The sequence below is a fragment of the Actinosynnema sp. NPDC020468 genome (genome assembly GCF_040642015.1).
Lineage (GTDB): Bacteria > Actinomycetota > Actinomycetes > Mycobacteriales > Pseudonocardiaceae > Actinosynnema.
The window spans coordinates 1-18,072 of the sequence record NZ_JBFAEO010000066.1; the positions used below are offsets into that span (position 1 = coordinate 1).

Sequence of the window (18,072 nt, forward strand, 5' to 3'; positions counted from 1 at the left end):
TGTGGCGCCCCCGTGCCAAATGCGGTTGGGCTTCGCCCAGGCCATACGGGGAGAACACGAGGCCCCGGCGTTAAGGCAAGCGCGCCTTCGGCGCTTAAGGCCGGGGTGTCGGGTAGGACCGGGGTGTTGGGGTGTCAGCGTAGGCCGGTTCCCCTGGCGATTGCGGTTTCCACCAGCGTGGTGAGCAGGGTCGGGTAGTCGATTCCGGTTACCGACCACATTCTCGGGTACATCGAGATCGGCGTGAAGCCGGGCATCGTGTTGATTTCGTTGATGACCAGCTCGTCGTACTCCGTGACGAAGAAGTCGACTCGGCTCAGCCCCTGGCAGTCCAATGCCCGGAAGGCTTCCACGGCCATTTCCCGGAGGTTCTTCGCGACGCCCTCGTCCAGTTTTGCCGGGATGTCGAACTCGCACACGTCGTCCAGGTACTTCGCGTCGAAGTCGTACCAGTCGACCGCTCCGCCGACGACCCTCAGCTCCGCCGGCAGGGACGCCTCGAGCCGGCCGTCCGGGAACTCCAGGACGCCGCACTCCACTTCCCTGCCCGTGACGGCCGCCTCGATGATGACCTTCGGGTCGGTCTTCCTCGCCAGGGCCACGGCGCTGTCCAGGTGGGCCCAGTCCACGACCTTCGAGATGCCGACCGACGAGCCCGCGCGCGCCGGCTTCACGAAGACCGGCAGGCCGAGGGATTCCCTCTGGGCCCCGGTCAGCGTCTCCTGGTCGCGGCGCAGCACGACGAACTCGCCCACCGGCAGGCCGGCGGCCTTCAGGACCTTCTTGGTGAACTCCTTGTCCATCGCCATCGCCGACGCCAGCACGCCGGGTCCGACGTAGGGCAGGTCGGACAGCTCCAGCAGCCCCTGCAAGGTCCCGTCCTCGCCCCACGCGCCGTGCAGCACGGGGAAGACCACGTCCACGTCCGCCAGCACCTCGGACGGCGCCACGGGCACCAGCTCGGAACCCGACACGGGGACGAGGGAGTTCACGCTCGGCAGCTGACGGTCCCTGACCTCCAGCGCCTTCACGTCGTCGGTGCCGATCACCCACCCACCCTCCTGGGTGATTCCGACCGGCACCACGTCGAAGCGGTCCCGGTCGAGGTGGGAGAGGACGCTTCCGGCGGACAGGCAGGACACCGTGTGCTCGGTGCTGCGCCCGCCGAACACCACGGCGACCTTGGTCTTGCGCTGAGTCATGCGGCGACCCTACCCGGATGGCGTAACCCGGCGGAGGAGTCGCTCCAGCACCGGCAGCGCGCCCGTCAGCTGTTCCCGCGAGCACGCGCCGTACCCGATCAGCACGCCGTGCGTCCGCGCCCGGCCCGCGTGGTGCCGCGCCAGGCCGTCCAACCGCAACCCGACCTCCTCCGCCGCCTCCAGCACCTCCCGCTCGACCTGCGCCGACGGCAGCGGCACCACCACGTGCGCGCCCGCGTCGTCGCCCAGCACCCGCACGCCGGCGTCGGACAGCCGCGAGGAGATCAGCGCCCGGCGCTCGGCCATCTCCCGCCGCAGCTTCCTCAGGTGCCGGCCCAGGTCGCCGTTGCGGGCCAGTTCCACCAGCACCCGCTGCCCGGCCGCCGACGGGCTGGTCCCGGTCCGGTCCCGGTGCGCCAGCACCTCCGTCGCCACCGACTCCGGCGCGACCATCCACCCCGCGCCCAGCGTCGGGGTCAGGATCTTGCTCGTGGTGCCCAGGTGCACCACCACGTCCGGCGCCAGCGCGGCCAGCAGGGGCAGCGGCGCGACGTCGTACCGCAACTCGCCGTCGTAGTCGTCCTCGACCACCAGCCACCCCTCCTCCCGCGCCCGCTCGACCAGCGCCACCCGCCGCGCCGCGGACATCCGGCCGCCCATCGGGTACTGGTGCGCGGGCGAGCAGTACACGCCGCGCACGCCCGCGGGCACGCCCTCGACCAGCAACCCCTCGGCGTCCACCGGCGCCGGCACGACCCGCACCCCGGCCGACCGCAGCGCCCACACCGCCCGCTGGTACCCCGGTTCCTCCACCGCGACCGCGTCACCGGGCCGCCACACCGTCGCCGACAGCTCCACCAGCGCGGCCGTCGTGCCGCCGGTCGCGAGCACGACCTCCTCCCGCAGCACGGCCAACCCCCGGTGCCGCAACAGGTGCTCGGCCACCACCGCGCGGTACTCCGGCAACCCGGCCCGGTGCGGCCGGAACAACGGCAGCGAGTCGGCCGCCGCGCGCCACGCCCGCCGCCACGCGGCCCGGTCCAACCCCTCGGCCCACGGCGCGCCGGGCGCGAAGTCCACCACCTCCACCACCGGCGGCGTGGGCGCCGGCCGCCGACCCTTGCCCCGCACCGATCCCGGCGGCGTGGTCGTCACGTAGGTGCCGGAACCGTGCCGGCCCGCGATCCACCCCTCGGCGTGCAACTGCTCGTAGGCCGCCGCCGTCACGGTGCGGCTCACACCCAGCCGTTCGGCCAGCGCGCGCGTGGAGGGCAGCCGGTCGCCGCTGCGCAGCCGCCCGTCGGCCGCCGCCGCGCGCAGCGCCTCGGCCACCTGCACGGCCAACGGCTCGGTCGAGGACCGGTCGAGTGACACCGGCAACGCCGTCTCGGACAAGTGGTCTCCCGAAATACCCCAATAATTGGTACTTGTCGGATGCCACTTTACCCGAGAGGCTGACCGCATGACGTTGTCACCGACGCCCCGCAGCACCATCAAGCGCGGCAAGAACCGCGCGGTCACCGAACGCGAGGCGCTGCACGCCGTGCTCGACGCCGGAATGGTCTGCCACCTGGCCGTCGTGGTCGACGGCGCGCCGCTCGTCGTGCCGACCGGCTACGGCCGCCACGAGGACACGCTCTACCTGCACGGTTCCACCGGTGCCCGCAGCCTGCGCGAGGCCGCGACCGGCGTGCCGGTGTGCGTCGCGATCACCCTGGTGGACGGCGTGGTCTACGCGCGCTCGGTGTTCGACCACTCGATGAACTACCGCTCCGCGATCGTCCACGGCACCGCGCTGACCGTGACCGACCCCGACGAGAAGTCGCTCGGCCTCCAGGTGCTGACCGAGAACATCGCGCCCGGCTCGTGGGACTACGCCCGCCCGCCGTCGGTCAAGGAGCTCGCCGCCACCAGCGTGCTGAAGCTCGACCTGGCCGAGGCGTCGGTGAAGATCCGCAGCGGTCCTCCCGGCGACGAGGACGAGGACGTCCTGGCGGGCGAGCGGTGGGCGGGTGTGCTGCCGCTGCACACGTACTGGGGCACGCCCGAGCCGGACCCGACGCTCGTCGGCGACTGGGACGTGCCCGAGCACGTCAGCGGGCGGAAGTAGTCCCCTCGACCGGGTCGAAGCGCACCGGCCTGATGGTGCGCCCGCCGTCGCGGTAGACGTGGATCGTGACGGCGGGATCCGGTCCGTCGTTGCGCACCTGGTGCGCGTACGAGGGGCCGAACACCCGCGACTGCCCGGTGGTCAGGTTGTTGAGCACCTGGTGCCCGCCGGACGCGACCACCTCGGTCAGCGCACCGCTGACCACCGTGAACGCGCCTGTCGTGCGGCCGTGGTCGTGCAGGTCGGTGGACTGGCCGGGCAGCCAGGACATCAACCAGATCTCCTGCTGGTCGGTCCGCTCGACAAGAGCGGAGAAGCGGTGGTCGGGGTCGTAGCGCAGCAGGTGTGCCCAGCGCTCGCGCCGTGCCGCGACGTCCACCGCGATCCGCACCGGGTGCAGGACGGCGTGCGTCTGGGGCAGGGCGATCGTGTTCTCCGGAACGGCGAACATGGTTCCTTCTCGGGATGGCGATGCGGTGTGCGGGCGTCAGAAGCCCGTCGGACGCAGGTCGATCACCGAGAGAGACAGAGCGCGCTGGCGACCAGGCCGAGGTCGATGTGACCCCGCCCGGTGGACATGGCGCGGAAGGACATGGCGCGAAGGGTGGCAGTCGCCGAGGAGCCCTCGCAACCGCGTCCCACCCAGTGGACCCCTGCCCGGGAGCGGGGTCCACCGGGCGGGTGCGGGTCAGCCGGTGGCCGTGGTGATCACGGTGAACGTCGAGCCCTGGCCCGCGATCCGGGCGTCGAGCTCCTCCAGGATCGTGTCGATCGGCACGTAGTTGTTCTGCTCGCCCGCCCAGCAGGCACCGCCGCGCGACTGGAGGCTGCCCTCCAGGATGCCCAGCGCGGTGTGGTCGACCTGGCTGAACAGCGGGCTTCCGCTGTCACCCGGCCGCGCGCACAGGTCCGTGTTGATGCCCACGTCGGTGGACAGCACGCGGCCGCACCGGGTGCCCGGCAGGTAGCCGACGCCCGACCCGCTGTCGACCGAGTCGGGGTAGTTCGTCGCGTTCGAGCCGGAACCCGAGGCGCACACCACCCAGCCCGCCTTGACGTCGGCCAGCGGGTGGATGCCGGTGATCAGCTCGTCGGTCGACGTGGCCTGCGCGCCGCACGGGGTGTCCGCGTTGCTGTCCGTTCCACCGTTGCGGCAGTACTTGAGCACCCGGTTGTGCCCGGTCTGCGAGTTCAGCCAGGAGTTCTCGTCGGCCTGGGTGAGGTACCCCAGCGCCGCGTAGTCGTACGGGTAGGCGTTCTTCTCGATGCCGTGCTGGTTCACGACGCCGACGCCGTTGTGCCGGATCGGCGTGTTGTTGGTCTTGCCGACGACGCAGTGGCCCGCCGTGAGCACCCACGCCTTGCCCGGGAAGCCGCCGCCCGACGAGCGCAGGTTGAAGCCCGAGGTGCAGCCGCCCCAGGTCCCGTTGTCCCGCTGGACGTCCAGCCGCAGACCGCCGCGCCACGGGCCGTGCTGCGTGCAGTACAACGGGTGGCAGTAGCCCCAGTCCACGTTCGGGGTGCTGTACGGCGTGGGCAGCGCCAGCGGGCGCACCTCGACGTCCGGCTGCGCCGCGACCGCCGCGCGCGCCTTCGCGTCCTCGGCGCCCGCGGTGAGCGAGGTCTGCTTCACCCAGCCGCGTTCCCACACGACGACCTTGTTGTCCCGCTCGCTGACCGCCGGCAGGTACACCGCGTCGGGACCGGCGCCGACCTGCGCCGAGATCCGCGCCTCGGTCGCCCGCAACGACGCCAGCGAGTTCCGCACCACCTTCGTGCGCACGTGCGCGCGGTCCGGCAGCCGGGCCAGGAACGGCTCGACCGCCGCGGTCTTCGTGGCCTGCACGACGAGCACGCCGCCGGCCTCCTGGTCCAGGTACATGCCGCCGTACGCGGTCGACCCGCGCAGCGCGCCGTCGAGCGCGACGGCCGAGCGCTGGAGGTCGAGCCGGCGCAGCGCCTCCTGCTCGGTCACGCCGTACGTGCCGACCAGGTAGTCCACCGAGTCGCGCACCCCGTCCGGCACCGCGGTCCGCGCGGGCGCCGCCTCGGCGACACCCGACACCAGTCCCGCGCCCAGCGCCGCCGCGACCAGCGCGACCGCGATCTTCGTTCCCACCCTCGTCAAGACTCGCCCCTCCGTAGTCCGGACGACCCCCCGCCCGAATCGCACCCAATCCCTTTGCGCGATCCGGGATGAGGCCGACAACGACCCCGATGCTAGCGCCGGAACACCGGTCGCGGGAGTTGTCCGGTCGAACCGGAAAATTCCGCCCGAAATGTCCACAACCTGCCTGACCTGCCCGGGAGGGGCCGAATAGCAGATTCTTCCGACCTCCGCCGGCGCATTCCGGGCAGTTGAGTGGAAATACTCGGCCAACCTTCTCCGGGTGCGGTCAGAGCGCGCCGAGCACGTCCGCGACGAGGTCCGCGGTGTCCTCGCAGCCGGCCGAGAGGCGGGCCAGTCCGGGCGGCACCGGGTCGCCCCACTGCGCGCGCCGGTCGAGGCTCGTGTGCAACCCGCCGAAGCTCGTGCTCGCCGCGACGAGCCTCGACCGGGACAGGAAGGCCTCCACGGCGTCCACTCCGGCCAGTTCGAACGTCAGCACGCCGCCGAACCGGCGCATCTGCCGCGCCGCCACCGCGTGCGCCGGGTCCTCGGGCGCGCCGGGCCAGCGCAGCCCGGACACCGCCGGGTGCGTCCTGAGCACGTCGTACAGCGCGGCCGCGTTCTCCGCCTGCCTGGCGAGCCTCAGGTCCAGGGTGCCCAGCCCGCGGTGCGCGAGCCACACCTCGAACGGGCCCGGGATCACGCCGGACACGGTGCGCTCGGCCAGCAGCAGCTCCGCGAGCCCGGGGTCCGAAGTGGACACATGCCCCAGCACCACGTCGCTGTGCCCGGCGACCGCCTTGGTGTCACTGCTGAGCACCGCGTCCGCGCCGAGCTCCAACGGCCGCTGCCCGAGCGGGGTCGCCGTCGTGTTGTCCACCGCCAGCAACGCGCCCGCGGCGTGCGCGGCGTCGGCCAGCACGGCGATGTCGCACACGTCGAGCCCGGGGTTGGACGGCGTCTCCAGCAGCACCAGCCGCACGCCCTCGAACGACGGGTACGGCCCGGCGGTCGGCGCCTCCACCACCCGCACCGGCCGGCCCTTGATCAACTCCCGGACCAGGAAGTAGCCGTCCGACGGCAGCACCACGGTGTCGCCCGGCCGCAGCACCACCCGCAGGAACGTCGAGATCGCGGCCATCCCGGAGGGGAACAGCACGGTCGTGCCGCCGTCCAGGCCGCCCAGCGCGGCCTCCAACGCGCGCCAGGTCGGGTTGTGCGACCGGCCGTACACGTCGCCGCCGCCCAGGTGGTACGGCCCGGCGAACACCGGACCGGCCAGGAACGGCTCGCCCGGCACCGCCGGCGTGGAGTGCACCACGCGCGTCCCGTCGCCCCACTCGCTCACTGCCGTTCCGCCTTCCGCTCGCGCCCGAGGAGCGCCGCGGTCAGCTCCCGCGGGTCCAACCCCTCGTGGCACACCTGGTGCACGCCGTCGGTGATCGGCATGTCCACGCCGACCCGCGCGGCCAACGCCCGGATCGACGAGCAGGACTTCACGCCCTCGGCCACCTGGCCGTGCGCGGCCTCCTGCGCCCGCGCGAGCGTGTCGCCGCGTCCCAACCGCTCGCCGAAGGACCGGTTGCGCGACAACGGCGACGCGCACGTGGCCACCAGGTCGCCCAACCCGGCCAACCCGGCGAACGTCAGCGGGTCCGCGCCCAGCGCCGCGCCCAGCCGCGCCGTCTCGGCCAGCCCGCGGGTGATCAACGACGCCATCGTGTTGTCGCCGAACCCGAGCCCGGCCGACATGCCGCAGGCCAGCGCGATCACGTTCTTGCACGCGCCGCCCAGCTCGCAGCCGACCACGTCCACGTTGGTGTAGGGCCGGAAGTACCCGTTCGAGCAGGCGCTTTGCAGGTCGACGGCCCGGTCGTGGTCGGTGCACGCGATGACCGTCGCGGTCGGCTGCTCGGCGGCGATCTCACGCGCCAGGTTCGGCCCGGACACCACGGCCACCCGGTCCTCGGGCACCTCGGCGACCTCGCGGATCACCTCGCTCATCCGCTTGAGCGTGCCCAGTTCCACGCCCTTGGCGAGGCTCACCAGGGTCGCGCCGGAGGGCAGCGCGGGCCGCCACCGGGCCAGGTTCTCCCGCAGCGTCTGGCTCGGCACGCCGAGCACCACCGCGTGCGCGCCGTCCAACGCCTGCCCGGCGTCGCTCGTCGCGCGCAGGTTCGCCGGCAGCACGACACCCGGCATGTACCCGGAGTTGACCCGCGAGCCGGAGATCTCCTCGGCCACGTCGGGCCGCCGCGCCCACAGGACGGTGTCCGTGCCGGCGTCGGCGAGCACTTTCGCGAACGCGGTCCCCCAGGAGCCGGCGCCCATCACCGCGACCTTGACCGCCATCCGGTCAGGCCTTCTTCGCGTAGAAGCCGTCGGGCGCCTGCTCGCCGCGGACGTCCGCGAGCAGCGTCTTCACCTCGCCCATCAGCAGGTCGGTGACCTCGCGCAGCACCGCGATGTTCTGCGGGCGGTCCCGGTAGGACGAGAGGTCCACCGGTTCGCCCACCTTCGTCACCACGGTCTTGCGCGGGAACGGCCGGAACTTCTTCCGGTAGTGGTCGTAGAGGTCGCGGGTGCCCCAGCGGGCGGCGGGGATCACCGGCACGTCGTGCGCCAGCGCGAGCCGCGCCACGCCGGTGCGGGAGGTCATCGGCCAGCCGTCCGGGTCGCGGGTGATCGTCCCCTCCGGGTAGATCACCACGATCAGCCCCTGCTCCAGCGCGTCGTGCGCGGCGCGCAGGCTCTGCTGCGCGTCGGCGGTGCCCCGGTAGACCGGGATCTGCTTCGCGCCGCGCAGCACGGTGCCGAGCACCGGCACGTTCCACAGGCTGTGCTTGGCCAGGAAGTGCGGCACGCGTCCGAGCCTGCGGGTGAACACCGCGTCGTAGACCGGGTCCAGGTGGGACACGTGGTTCATCACGACCAGCGCGCCGCCCGTCCTCGGGATCCGCTCGCCGCCCTCGCCCCGCCGCCGCGCCATGAGCGCGGTCGTCGGGTAGAAGATCGCCGCGGCGAACCCGACCCAGAAGCCGCCCTTCTCCTTGGCCACCTGTTCTCCCTCTCGTCCGTGGACCTGGAGTCTTCCCCGGAGCCACCGGCCAGGTCCAGCCGGCATCGGGGAGTATGGCCGGGTGCGCACCGACGTGGACCTGGTGGTCCCGGTCAAAACCCTGGTCCGGGCGAAGTCGCGGCTGGTCGGCGTCACGGACGACCGTCCGGCGCTGGCGCTGGCATTCGCCCTGGACACCATCGCGGCGGCGCTGCCGGTCGTGCGGACCGTGATCGCGGTCACCGACGACCCGGCGGTGACCGCGGAACTGGCGGCACTGGGCGTGGAGTCCGTGCCGGGCCCCGAAGGGCTGAACGAGTCGCTGCGGCACGGCTTCGGTGTGCTGCGGGCGCGCGACCCGGGCTCGGTCGTCGGCGCGCTCCAGGCTGACCTGCCCGCGCTGCGGACGGCCGAGTTGGCCGCGGCGCTGGACGGGGTGCGCGGTCGCGCGTTCTGCCCGGACCGCCAGGGCACCGGCACGACGCTGCTGCTGTCCGCGCCCGGCGAGGACCTGGCGCCGTCGTTCGGGACGGGGTCGGCGGCGGCGCACGCGGCGTCGGGCGCGCGGGCGCTGCTCGGGCCGTGGCCGTCGCTGCGGCACGACGTCGACACGGCGGAAGACCTGGAACTGGCGTGCGCGCTCGGTCTGGGCGTGCGCACGGACTCCGTGCTGAACCCGGTGTGCGGCTGACCACCCGCACACCGGGTTCCGGCCGCTAGCAGCAGGCGGAGCCGCCCGCGCAGTCACGGCCCGCGAGCATCGGGCAGGCGTACCCGTAGTCCGGGTCCGGCGCGAGCGGCAAGCGCTTGCGCGGACCGTCGGTCGAGGACACCGACGCCGCGACGGGCGTCGTCCGGAGCTGCACGTTGGTGTGCGACGCCTGCGCGTCGTACGCGTCCTTCGTCAGCTTCAGCACCTCGACGCCGCGCGCGTAGTCCGCCACGAACACCCGGTCGCGGTGGAAGTACGGCGCCCACGACACCGCGCCGTCCGGACGCCAGTAGGCGACCTGGATCGGGTGCGCGGGGTCGGAGATGTCCAGGAACCGGGTGCCCTGCTCGTACCAGGAGTAGGCCACGATCCGCTTCCGCACGTCGAAGTAGTGCGCCGAGCAGAACGCGTCCGGACCGGTGTCGGTGCCCTCCTGGTCGTCGGGGCTCCACACACCGACCGTCTTCAACGTGAACGGCTTGTCCGGCGTGGCGCGCCACGACTCGCCGTCGGTCGAGCCGTCCAGCGACGAGATCACGAACCGGCCCTGGTCCTTGCACGTGGACGAGCCGAACGACTCCTCGGTGTGCAGCAGCAGGCTGCCCGCCGGGTGCTCGCGGGTCGGCTTCGGACCGTCGGCCAGCGTGCGGCCGACCGGGCGGAACGAGTTGTGCGAGAACGACGTCGGCATGTCCAGCTTGGGCACGCCGCCGCCCGCGTACGGGATCGGGTCGGTCGCGGTCGCCTGCCGGGTCTTCCCGGTCAGCGGGTCCTTGTGCCACCCGCGCGTCCAGTACCCGCGCGTCCCGCCGGTGCCCGCCACCCAGGCCACGCCCGCGGCGTCCACCTGGACGTCGTGGGTCATGTGCGTCTCGCCCTGGTCCCGGCCGAGGTCCACGTAGGTGGGCGAGGTCTTCGGGTTGCGCGGGTCGCGGATGTCGGTGACGAACACCTTGCCGGACCGGCGGTAGGTGTCCGGGTCGGTGGACGGCGTGCCGTCGTAGCCGGTCGTCCACAGGTACTGGCAGTCGTTGACGCACGTGGTGATGTGCCCGGTGCCCAGCGACACGAAGGTCAGGTTCTCGAGCCGGCCCGGGTCCTTCGCGGACACCACGTACACGCCGGTCGGGCGCTCGTTGCCGGGCTGGCGGCCCAGCGCGCTGCGCTCGCGCGCGAGGAACACGAGTTTGCGCACCGGGTCGACGGTGACGTCCTCGTTCTCCCAGAACCGCTGCGCCGGGTCGTCGCCGGGCAGCGCCAACTCCTCCTTGGTGAGGTGGTCGAGCAGCTTGGGCTGGTCGGTCCTCGTCACGTCGTAGGTCTTGAGCCCGAACGTGCCGCTGACGAACATCACGTCCTTGCGCCCGTACTGGACGAAGTTGATCGAGATGGCGCCGACGGTGTCCGGGATCAGCGACTTCAGCTCCACGTTCTTCGACGCCGCCTGGAAGCCGGCCTTCGGCGCGTCCGGGGTCTCCGGCTGCGCCTGCGCCGTGCTCTGGCCGGTGAAGCCGAGCAGCAGCGCCGCCACCACCCCTGCCAAAACCCTCATGCCCCACTCCTTCCGGTAGGCCCGGGGGCCATCGCGGAGCGTCGCAGGGTGATCACGCTCCGCACCACGGCCGATCGGAGGGGGCACCGGTCCGTCCCACATCGCGGGTCACCGGCACCGCAGCGGGCCGCCGCTCCTGGCGTCGGTGCCCAGCACGGTCCCGTCGTCGTCGATCGCGAGGTTGTAGACGTCCGTGCGGTCCAACGAGCGGACGCCGCCGTAGCCGTAGGGCAGCACGACGACCTCGCCGGTCTCCCGGTCGACGCCCACCCAGGTCTCGTCCGCGTTGTGGTCCTCGATCTCCACGCCGATCGTGCCCCAGGCCAGGTAGCCGCCCGCCGGGTCCCACGCCACCTCCACCAGGCCGACGTAGCCGAGCAGGAGCCTGCCGCGCAGCGTCTTCGTGCCGACGCGACCGGAGAACGTGCCGGTCGGCAGTGCGTCCCACCCGCCGCCGGGCAGTCGCACGAACCCCTTCGAGTGCAGGAAGTCCGGGTGACCGACGCCGACCAGCGTGCCGTCGTCGGCGTAGTCGGTGAGGTCGCTGTCCGGCAGCGGCGGCGCCACCTCCTCGAACCGGCCCGGGTCCTCGGCGGGCCAGCGCAGCCAGCGCGCGCCGTCCGAGCCGACGACGTCGCCCGCCACGCCGACCCGCAGCGCGGTCCGGTTCGCGGCCCAGCCCGCGGGTGTGGCCAGCGCGTGCCAGCCGTCGGCGCGGTGCACCACCGGCAGGTCGCCCGCCTGCGCCACCACGACGCCGGACCGGTTCACGTCGTGCACCCGGACGTCGCCGCCCGGCGTGCCGAGCCACCGCACCGCGCCGTCGTGCCAGAGCACCGCGCCCCGCCCCGTCGACCCGACCGCGTCACCCGCGTACGTGCCCTGCCCGGAGCCGACGACGAACCGGGTGCCGGTGACCCCCGGCGGTGTCGGCAGGTTCTCCCACGTGCAGAGCGGTTCCGGGGTCGGGTCGGCCGACGCGCTCGGCGCCACCACCAGACCCGCCGTCACCAGAACCGCCGCGAGCACGACTGTGCGACGCATGTGCGCCCCCCACTGCGTTCGTCCGAGCATCTCGACGTTCCCCCTGAACGCCACTGCGAACGTAGCGAGTCCGAGCATGGCTTAGCTTGGTGCGCATGGCCGAACAGGCGACCGTCTCGATCCACCACCCGGACGGCTCCGCGACCGTGCTGCGCGACGACGGCGTGCTGCTCGACGCGACCGCCGACGCGGTTGCCGCAGGGGGGTGGCGGACGCTGCGCGCGGGGCAGCGCGTCACGGTTGTCCGGAATCCCTCCGGCGCGGTGGAGGCGCTGGTCCGGCCGGTGTGACGCGGAGTTCACCTTCTCGACGGGCGCGATCGGGGCGAACCCGGCGGTTGTGGGGAACAATGCGGAATGTGAGCACGGATAACAACCCCGAGCAGCCGAAACGACGCACCAGGACGCCGCGGTCCACCCCGTCCGCGAGCGCGCCCCGGCGTCGCCCGCGCCCGGCCGTGCGCCGCGGCAGCACCCCGGAGGCGCCGCCCGCCGCCGAACCGCCGCAGCGGTCCTTCCCCAGTTCGCCACCCGCCGCGACCGTGGCGGACGCGCCGGCGGACCTGCCGGACGACCGGTACTTCAACCGGGAACTGTCCTGGTTGGACTTCAACGCCCGGGTGCTGGCGCTGGCCGAGGACGCCTCGCAGCCGCTGCTCGAGCGGGCCAAGTTCCTGGCGATCTTCGCGTCGAACCTGGACGAGTTCTACATGGTCCGGGTGGCGGGTCTGAAGCGCCGCGACGACACCGGCCTGACCGTGCGCAGCGCGGACGGCCTGACCCCGCGCGAGCAGCTGGCGGGCATCGTCAAGCGGACCAGGGAACTCGTGGAGCAGCACGCGCGGGCGTTCCTCGACCACGTGCAGCCGGAGTTGGAGAAGCACGCGATCGCGATCGTGTCGTGGTCGCAGCTGACCGACTTCGAGCGGCTGCGGATGTCCAACTACTTCAGCGACCAGGTGTTCCCGGTGCTGACGCCGCTCGCGGTGGACGCCGCGCACCCGTTCCCCTACATCTCCGGCCTGTCGCTGAACCTGGCCGTGACGGTGCGGGACCCGGAGGGTTCGGCCGAGCGGTTCGCGCGGATCAAGGTGCCGGACAACGTGCCGCGGCTGGTGCGCGTCGAGGACGACCGGACCAGCCCGACCGCGACGTTCCTGCCCGTGGAGGAGCTGATCGCGGCGCACCTGGGCGAGTTGTTCTCCGGCATGGAGATCCTCGAGTGCCACGCCTTCCGGGTGACCCGCAACGCGGACCTGGAGGTCGAGGAGGACCGCGACGAGGACCTGCTCCAGGCGTTGGAGCGGGAACTGGCCCGCCGGCGGTTCGGTCCGCCGGTGCGGTTGGAGGTCGCCGACGACATGACCGAGAACATGCTGGAGCGGCTGCTGCGGGAGATGGAGGTCGACCCGCACGACGTCGTCCAGGTGCCCGGTCTGCTCGACCTGTCGTGCCTGTGGCAGCTGTACAGCGTGGACCGCAAGCAGCTCAAGGACCCGCCGTTCGTGCCGGCGACGCACCCGGCGTTCGGCGAGCGGGAAACCCCCAAGAGCATCTTCGCCACGCTGCGCGAGGGCGACGTGCTGGTGCACCACCCGTACGACTCGTTCTCCACGTCCGTGCAGCGGTTCATCGAGCAGGCCGCCGCGGATCCCCGGGTGCTCGCGATCAAGCAGACGCTGTACCGCACCTCCGGCGACTCCCCCATCGTGGACGCGCTGATCGACGCGGCCGAGGCGGGCAAGCAGGTCGTCGCGCTGGTGGAGATCAAGGCGCGGTTCGACGAGCAGGCGAACATCAAGTGGGCGCGCGCGCTGGAGAAGGCGGGCGTGCACGTGGTCTACGGCCTGATGGGGTTGAAGACGCACTGCAAGACCTCGCTGGTGGTGCGCCAGGAGGGCTCGCGGATCCAGCGGTACTGCCACATCGGCACCGGCAACTACAACCCGAAGACGGCCCGGCTGTACGAGGACATCGGCATCCTCACCGCCGAGCCGACGATCGGCGCGGACCTCACCGACCTGTTCAACGTGCTGACCGGGTACGCCCGGCAGGACCACTACCGGAGCCTGCTCGTCGCGCCGTACGGCGTGCGCCGCGGAATAGTGGAGCGGATCGAGCGCGAGATCGAGCACGCGCGCGCCGGTGAACCCGCCGGGGTGCGCATCAAGGTGAACTCGCTCGTGGACGAGCAGGTGATCGACTCGCTGTACCGGGCGTCGCAGGCGGGTGTCCAGGTGGACATCGTGGTGCGCGGGGTGTGCGCGTTGAAGCCGGGCATCAAGGGCCTGTCGGACAACATCCACGTGCGCTCGATCCTCGGCCGGTTCCTGGAGCACTCGCGGGTGTTCCACTTCGTCGGCTGCGACGAGCGGTGGATCGGCAGCGCGGACATGATGCACCGCAACCTCGACCGGCGGGTGGAGGTGCAGCTGCGGGTGACGGACCCGAAGTTGGTGGCGCAGTTGGACGCGATGCTCGACTCGGCGCTGGAGCCCACGACGCGGTGCTGGGAGTTGCAGCCGGACGGCGAGTGGGAGGCGTGGCCCGCGGACGGTTCGCGGGTGCGGGACCACCAGACCGAGTTGCTGCGCTTCCACAAGGCGCTCGGGTGACCGTTCGCGCGGCGGGGGCCGTGGTGTGGCGCGGCGACGCGGTGGCGGTCGTGCACCGGCCGCGCTACGACGACTGGTCGCTGCCGAAGGGGAAGCTGGACGCGGGCGAAACCCTGCCCGCGGCGGCCGTGCGGGAGGTGCTGGAGGAGACCGGTTTCCGCGTGGAGCTGGGCCGGTTCCTGCGGCAGGTCTCGTACGAGGCGTTCGGGAAGCCGAAAACCGTGGACTACTACAGCGCCCGCGCGGTGTCGGGTTCGTTCGCGCCGAACGACGAGGTGGACGAACTGCGCTGGCTGCCGCCCGCCGTGGCGGCGGACCTCGTGACGAGGGACACCGACCGCCTGGTGCTGGCCGATTTCGCCGCCGCGCCCGCGGACCTCGCGACGGTCCTGCTGGTCCGGCACGCGAAGGCGGGCAAGCGGGAGGGCTGGGACGGCGACGACGACCTGCGCCCGTTGAGCCAGGCGGGTCTACGCCAGGCCGAGGGCCTGCGCGCCCTGCTGCCGCTGTGGTCGCCGACGCGGGTGCACTCGGCGCCGCGCACCCGATGCGTGGAAACCGTGCAGGCGGTGGCGGACGACCTGGCGACGGGCGTGCTGCTGGAGCCGAGGCTGTCCGAGGAGGGCTACTGGCCCGACCGCGACGCGGGTCTGGTCCGACTGCTGGAGATCGCCGACGGCCCGGGCGTGGCCGTGGTCTCCAGCCAGGGCGGCGTGATCCCGGACGTGATCGCCACCCTGGCGGGCCTGGCCAACTCCGGCCGGCCGACCTCGGCGCTGCCCGCGGACATCCCGTGCAAGAAGGGCAGCACCTGGGTCCTGTCGTTCCTCCGACCGGCGCCCTCGTGGTCCACTTCGGACTCACCGCTGTCCTGGCCGCGCCTGCTTTCGGCGCACTACCTGCCGACCCCACTGCCCGCGCCGTAACCGGCGGGTCCGCCACTCGGACAACGACGAGTACTCCGGTCCGGCACCCCGACTGCGCCACTCGGGGTGCCGGCCCCGTTCGACACCCCGAAATTCCGCCCCACACGCCCGTCGGCGGCCGAACCGCGGGCCCGGGCGCCTCTTGCCTCAAAGCCGCCGAGTGGCCGTCTCCGGGTGCCCGAACGCGCGATTCGCGACAACTCCTCGACCTCCGCCGAAGACAACCGCGACACTCACTTTCCGACCCGCGCGCGAACCGGCCGAGGCCGAACGGCGGCACGAAGCAGGGCGCCGCACCACCCGGGCCACCTCGCCCCGATCGCCTCGACCCCCCGAAGTGCCGACGCGACAGTGGTCCGGGAACACCCGGCTTTTCGCCCCTGGACGAGCGCGGCACGCCTGCACACACGATGACCCAGGCGCACAGGCGCTCCGGGCACGCGTGGTTTCCCTGGCACACGGGTGTCCACGCCGGCCCAGCGGCTCAGGCACGCCCCGGCCTCCCGGACGAACCGGATGGCCCAGGCTCGCACGGTTCTCCTGGCACACGCGGCGCCCGTGCCTGCCCAGCGGCTCAGGCAGGCCCGGGTCTCGCGGGCACACCCGATGCCCCTGGTGCACGCGGGCGGCCAGGGGCTCGCGGTTTCCCTGGCACACGCGGCGTCTACGCCTGCCCAACGGCTCAGGCAGACCCCGGTCTCCCGGGCGTGCCCGATGCCCCAGGCGCACACGGCGGTCCGGCAGCACGCGATTTCCCCGGCACACGCGGCGTCCGCGCCTGCCCAGCGGCTCGGGTAGACCCCGGCCCCCAGGCGCGCCCGATGCCCCGAGCGCGCGCGGCGGTCCGGCAGCACGCGATTTCCCTGACACGCGCGGCGTCCGCGCCGGCCCACTGCCCTCAGCCACGCCCCGGTCTCCCGGACGAACCCGATGGCCCAAGCGCACACCGCGGTCCGGCAGCACGCGGTTCCCCTGACACACGCGGCGTCCGCGCCGGCGCACTGCCCTCAGGCAGGCCCGGGTCTCCCCGGACGAACCCAGTGGCCCAAGCACACGGCGGTCCGGGAGCACGCGGTTTCCCTGGCACGCGCGGCGTCCGCGTCGGCCCAGCGCCCTCGGCACGCGCACTGCTCCGGGCATGCCTAGGCCCCGGTGCGCGTCCGCACCGGGGCCTGAGCCGAGTGGCTGTCGCCTGTGATTCCTCGCCGGTAGCAAGCCGGCTTCGGGTCACTTCTTCTTGGCAGGCGCCTTCTTGGCGGCGGGCTTGGCCGCTGCCGTCGTGGTCGCCTTCGCCGCGGTGGCCTTGGGGGCCGCGGCCTTCTTGGCGGCGGCGGCCTTGGGGGCCGCCGTCGTGGTGGCCTTCGCCGCCGTCGCCTTGGTGGCGGTCGCCTTGGCCGCGGTGGCCTTCGGAGCCGCCGCCGTGGTGGCGGTGGTGGCCGTGGTGGCCTTGGCCGCCGTGGTGCGACGCGTCGTCGGCGCCTTGGTGGCCGCCGCGGCCGCACGCGTGGTGGTGCTGCGCGTGGTGCGCGGCGCCGTGGTCGCGGCGGTGCGGGTCGACGCGGCGCGCGTGGCCGGGGCCTTCGCGGCGGCCGGCTTCGCGGCGGCCGCAGCCGTCGCGGGCTTGGCGGCCGTGACGCGCGGCAGCTTCTTCGTGCCCGAGATGACGTCCTTGAACGTCGAACCCGCGCGGAACGCCGGAACGTTGGTCTTCTTGACCTTCACGGTCTCGCCGGTGCGCGGGTTCCGAGCGGTGCGGGCCGCACGGGCGCGCTTCTCGAAGACGCCGAACCCGGTGATGTTGACCTTCTCGCCCTTGTGGACGCTGCGGACGATGACGTCGACGATGCCATCAACGGCGGCAGCGGCGTTCTTCTTGTCGCCAAGGCGCTCGGCGAGCGCCTCGATGAGCTGGGCCTTGTTCACCTTCAGTCCCTCCCAGGACGCTCACGGCCCTTAGAGACGGGCCGACTGAAGGCCACGGTAAGCCCATATGCAAGGAAATACCAATCGCCACGCCATATTTTTCGTTGTGGCGTGGGCAATTGCGCCCTGTCGAGGGACACCGCGGGGGCCGGTCCCGACCGGGCGGGGGCCGGATTTCCGCTGATAGAGGCGAAATCCGACCCCCGTGGGGTCACGTCGCGGGCACCGGATCGGTGGTGGGCAACCAGGAGGGCCGCCGCTCCTCGAACGAGGAGATCTCATCGGCGTGCCGCAGCGTCAGGGCGATGTCGTCCAAACCCTCCAGCAGCCGCCAGCGGGTGTACTCGTCGATGGTGAAGCGGGCGGTGAAGTCCTTGGCCACAACCGTGTTCGCGGTGAGGTCGACGGTCACCGCCGTGCCGGGCTCGTTCTCCAGGATCTTCCAGAGCAATTCGACATCGGACTGCTCCAACTGAGCGGCCACGAGCCCCTGCTTGCCCGCATTGCCGCGGAAGATGTCGGCGAACCGGGAGGAGAGGACCACCCGGAAGCCGTAGTCCATGAGCGCCCACACGGCGTGCTCGCGCGACGAGCCGGTTCCGAAATCCGGCCCCGCGACGAGGACGCTGCCCGCCTTGAAGGGCTCCTGGTTCAGCACGAAGTGCTCGTCGCCGCGCCACGCGGCGAACAGCCCGTCCTCGAACCCGGTGCGGGTCACGCGCTTGAGGTAGACCGCCGGGATGATCTGGTCGGTGTCCACGTTGGACCTGCGCAGCGGCACGCCGACACCGGTGTGGGTGGTGAACGCTTCCATCTTGGTG

At 72.6% G+C, this 18,072-nt stretch carries 16 protein-coding genes; 5 read left to right on the forward strand and 11 right to left on the reverse strand.

Annotated elements, in window-relative coordinates; all coding sequences use genetic code 11:
* Positions 1-134: 134 nt before the first annotated feature.
* Positions 135-1,202 (reverse strand): D-alanine--D-alanine ligase family protein, encoded by a 1,068-nt coding sequence (locus AB0G50_RS32480; protein WP_360116614.1) that lies wholly within the window; start codon positions 1,200-1,202, stop codon positions 135-137.
* Positions 1,203-1,211: 9 nt separating this feature from the next.
* Positions 1,212-2,597, reverse strand: coding sequence for a PLP-dependent aminotransferase family protein (locus AB0G50_RS32485; protein ID WP_360116617.1), 1,386 nt, complete (start codon positions 2,595-2,597; stop codon positions 1,212-1,214).
* Between the two features lie 67 nt (positions 2,598-2,664).
* Between AB0G50_RS32485 and AB0G50_RS32490 the strand changes: the two genes are divergently transcribed.
* Positions 2,665-3,312: a pyridoxamine 5'-phosphate oxidase family protein gene (locus AB0G50_RS32490; RefSeq protein WP_360116620.1), complete on the forward strand. Its 648-nt coding sequence runs from the start codon at positions 2,665-2,667 to the stop codon at positions 3,310-3,312.
* Here AB0G50_RS32490 and AB0G50_RS32495 read toward each other — a convergent pair.
* The 5 genes from AB0G50_RS32495 to AB0G50_RS32515 form a co-directional block, all read right to left on the reverse strand.
* On the reverse strand, positions 3,296-3,763 hold the full coding sequence (locus AB0G50_RS32495; protein ID WP_360116623.1) for a cysteine dioxygenase family protein: 468 nt from the start codon (positions 3,761-3,763) through the stop codon (positions 3,296-3,298). The two genes, AB0G50_RS32490 and AB0G50_RS32495, sit on opposite strands and share 17 nt — an antisense overlap.
* Positions 3,764-4,000: 237 nt before the next feature.
* Positions 4,001-5,431 (reverse strand): hypothetical protein, encoded by a 1,431-nt coding sequence (locus AB0G50_RS32500; RefSeq protein WP_360116709.1) that lies wholly within the window; start codon positions 5,429-5,431, stop codon positions 4,001-4,003.
* A gap of 277 nt (positions 5,432-5,708) precedes the next feature.
* Positions 5,709-6,770, reverse strand: coding sequence for a cystathionine gamma-lyase (locus AB0G50_RS32505; RefSeq protein ID WP_360116626.1), 1,062 nt, complete (start codon positions 6,768-6,770; stop codon positions 5,709-5,711).
* Complete coding sequence (locus AB0G50_RS32510) at positions 6,767-7,774, reverse strand: NAD(P)H-dependent glycerol-3-phosphate dehydrogenase (RefSeq protein WP_360116629.1); 1,008 nt, start codon at positions 7,772-7,774, stop codon at positions 6,767-6,769. The genes AB0G50_RS32505 and AB0G50_RS32510 overlap by 4 nt, the downstream gene beginning before the upstream one ends.
* Positions 7,775-7,778: 4 nt before the next feature.
* The gene (locus AB0G50_RS32515; protein WP_360116632.1) at positions 7,779-8,480 is read right to left on the reverse strand and encodes a lysophospholipid acyltransferase family protein; all 702 of its coding nucleotides are present in this window, start codon (positions 8,478-8,480) and stop codon (positions 7,779-7,781) included.
* Positions 8,481-8,562: 82 nt separating this feature from the next.
* Between AB0G50_RS32515 and cofC the strand changes: the two genes are divergently transcribed.
* A complete protein-coding gene (gene cofC / locus AB0G50_RS32520; RefSeq protein ID WP_360116634.1) occupies positions 8,563-9,171 on the forward strand; it encodes a 2-phospho-L-lactate guanylyltransferase in 609 nt (202 codons plus the stop codon).
* Between the two features lie 25 nt (positions 9,172-9,196).
* On the opposite strand, the gene AB0G50_RS32525 is transcribed toward cofC, so the two are convergent.
* Together AB0G50_RS32525 and AB0G50_RS32530 are read right to left on the reverse strand one after the other, a co-directional pair.
* Entirely contained in the window at positions 9,197-10,744 is a 1,548-nt protein-coding gene (locus tag AB0G50_RS32525) for a hypothetical protein (protein ID WP_360116637.1), read from the reverse strand.
* 108 nt (positions 10,745-10,852) lie between these two features.
* Positions 10,853-11,788, reverse strand: a complete 936-nt coding sequence (locus AB0G50_RS32530; protein WP_360116640.1) for a hypothetical protein — start codon at positions 11,786-11,788, stop codon at positions 10,853-10,855.
* 95 nt (positions 11,789-11,883) lie between these two features.
* On the opposite strand from AB0G50_RS32530, the gene AB0G50_RS32535 reads away from it, so the two are divergent.
* The 3 genes from AB0G50_RS32535 to AB0G50_RS32545 are packed head-to-tail and all read left to right on the forward strand — an operon-like array spanning position 11,884 to position 15,328.
* Positions 11,884-12,078, forward strand: a complete 195-nt coding sequence (locus tag AB0G50_RS32535) for a hypothetical protein (RefSeq protein ID WP_360116643.1) — start codon at positions 11,884-11,886, stop codon at positions 12,076-12,078.
* Positions 12,079-12,137: 59 nt separating this feature from the next.
* Complete coding sequence (locus AB0G50_RS32540) at positions 12,138-14,402, forward strand: RNA degradosome polyphosphate kinase (protein ID WP_360116646.1); 2,265 nt, start codon at positions 12,138-12,140, stop codon at positions 14,400-14,402.
* Positions 14,399-15,328 carry an NUDIX hydrolase gene (locus AB0G50_RS32545; RefSeq protein WP_360116649.1) on the forward strand — a complete coding sequence of 310 codons (930 nt, stop codon included), beginning with the start codon at positions 14,399-14,401 and terminating at the stop codon, positions 15,326-15,328. The genes AB0G50_RS32540 and AB0G50_RS32545 overlap by 4 nt, the downstream gene beginning before the upstream one ends.
* Positions 15,329-16,555: 1,227 nt before the next feature.
* Here AB0G50_RS32545 and AB0G50_RS32550 read toward each other — a convergent pair.
* Both AB0G50_RS32550 and leuD read right to left on the reverse strand, forming a co-directional pair.
* Complete coding sequence (locus tag AB0G50_RS32550; protein ID WP_360116652.1) at positions 16,556-17,251, reverse strand: HU family DNA-binding protein; 696 nt, start codon at positions 17,249-17,251, stop codon at positions 16,556-16,558.
* 211 nt (positions 17,252-17,462) lie between these two features.
* Positions 17,463-18,065, reverse strand: coding sequence for a 3-isopropylmalate dehydratase small subunit (gene leuD / locus AB0G50_RS32555; RefSeq protein ID WP_360116655.1), 603 nt, complete (start codon positions 18,063-18,065; stop codon positions 17,463-17,465).
* Between the last annotated feature and the right edge of the window lie 7 nt (positions 18,066-18,072).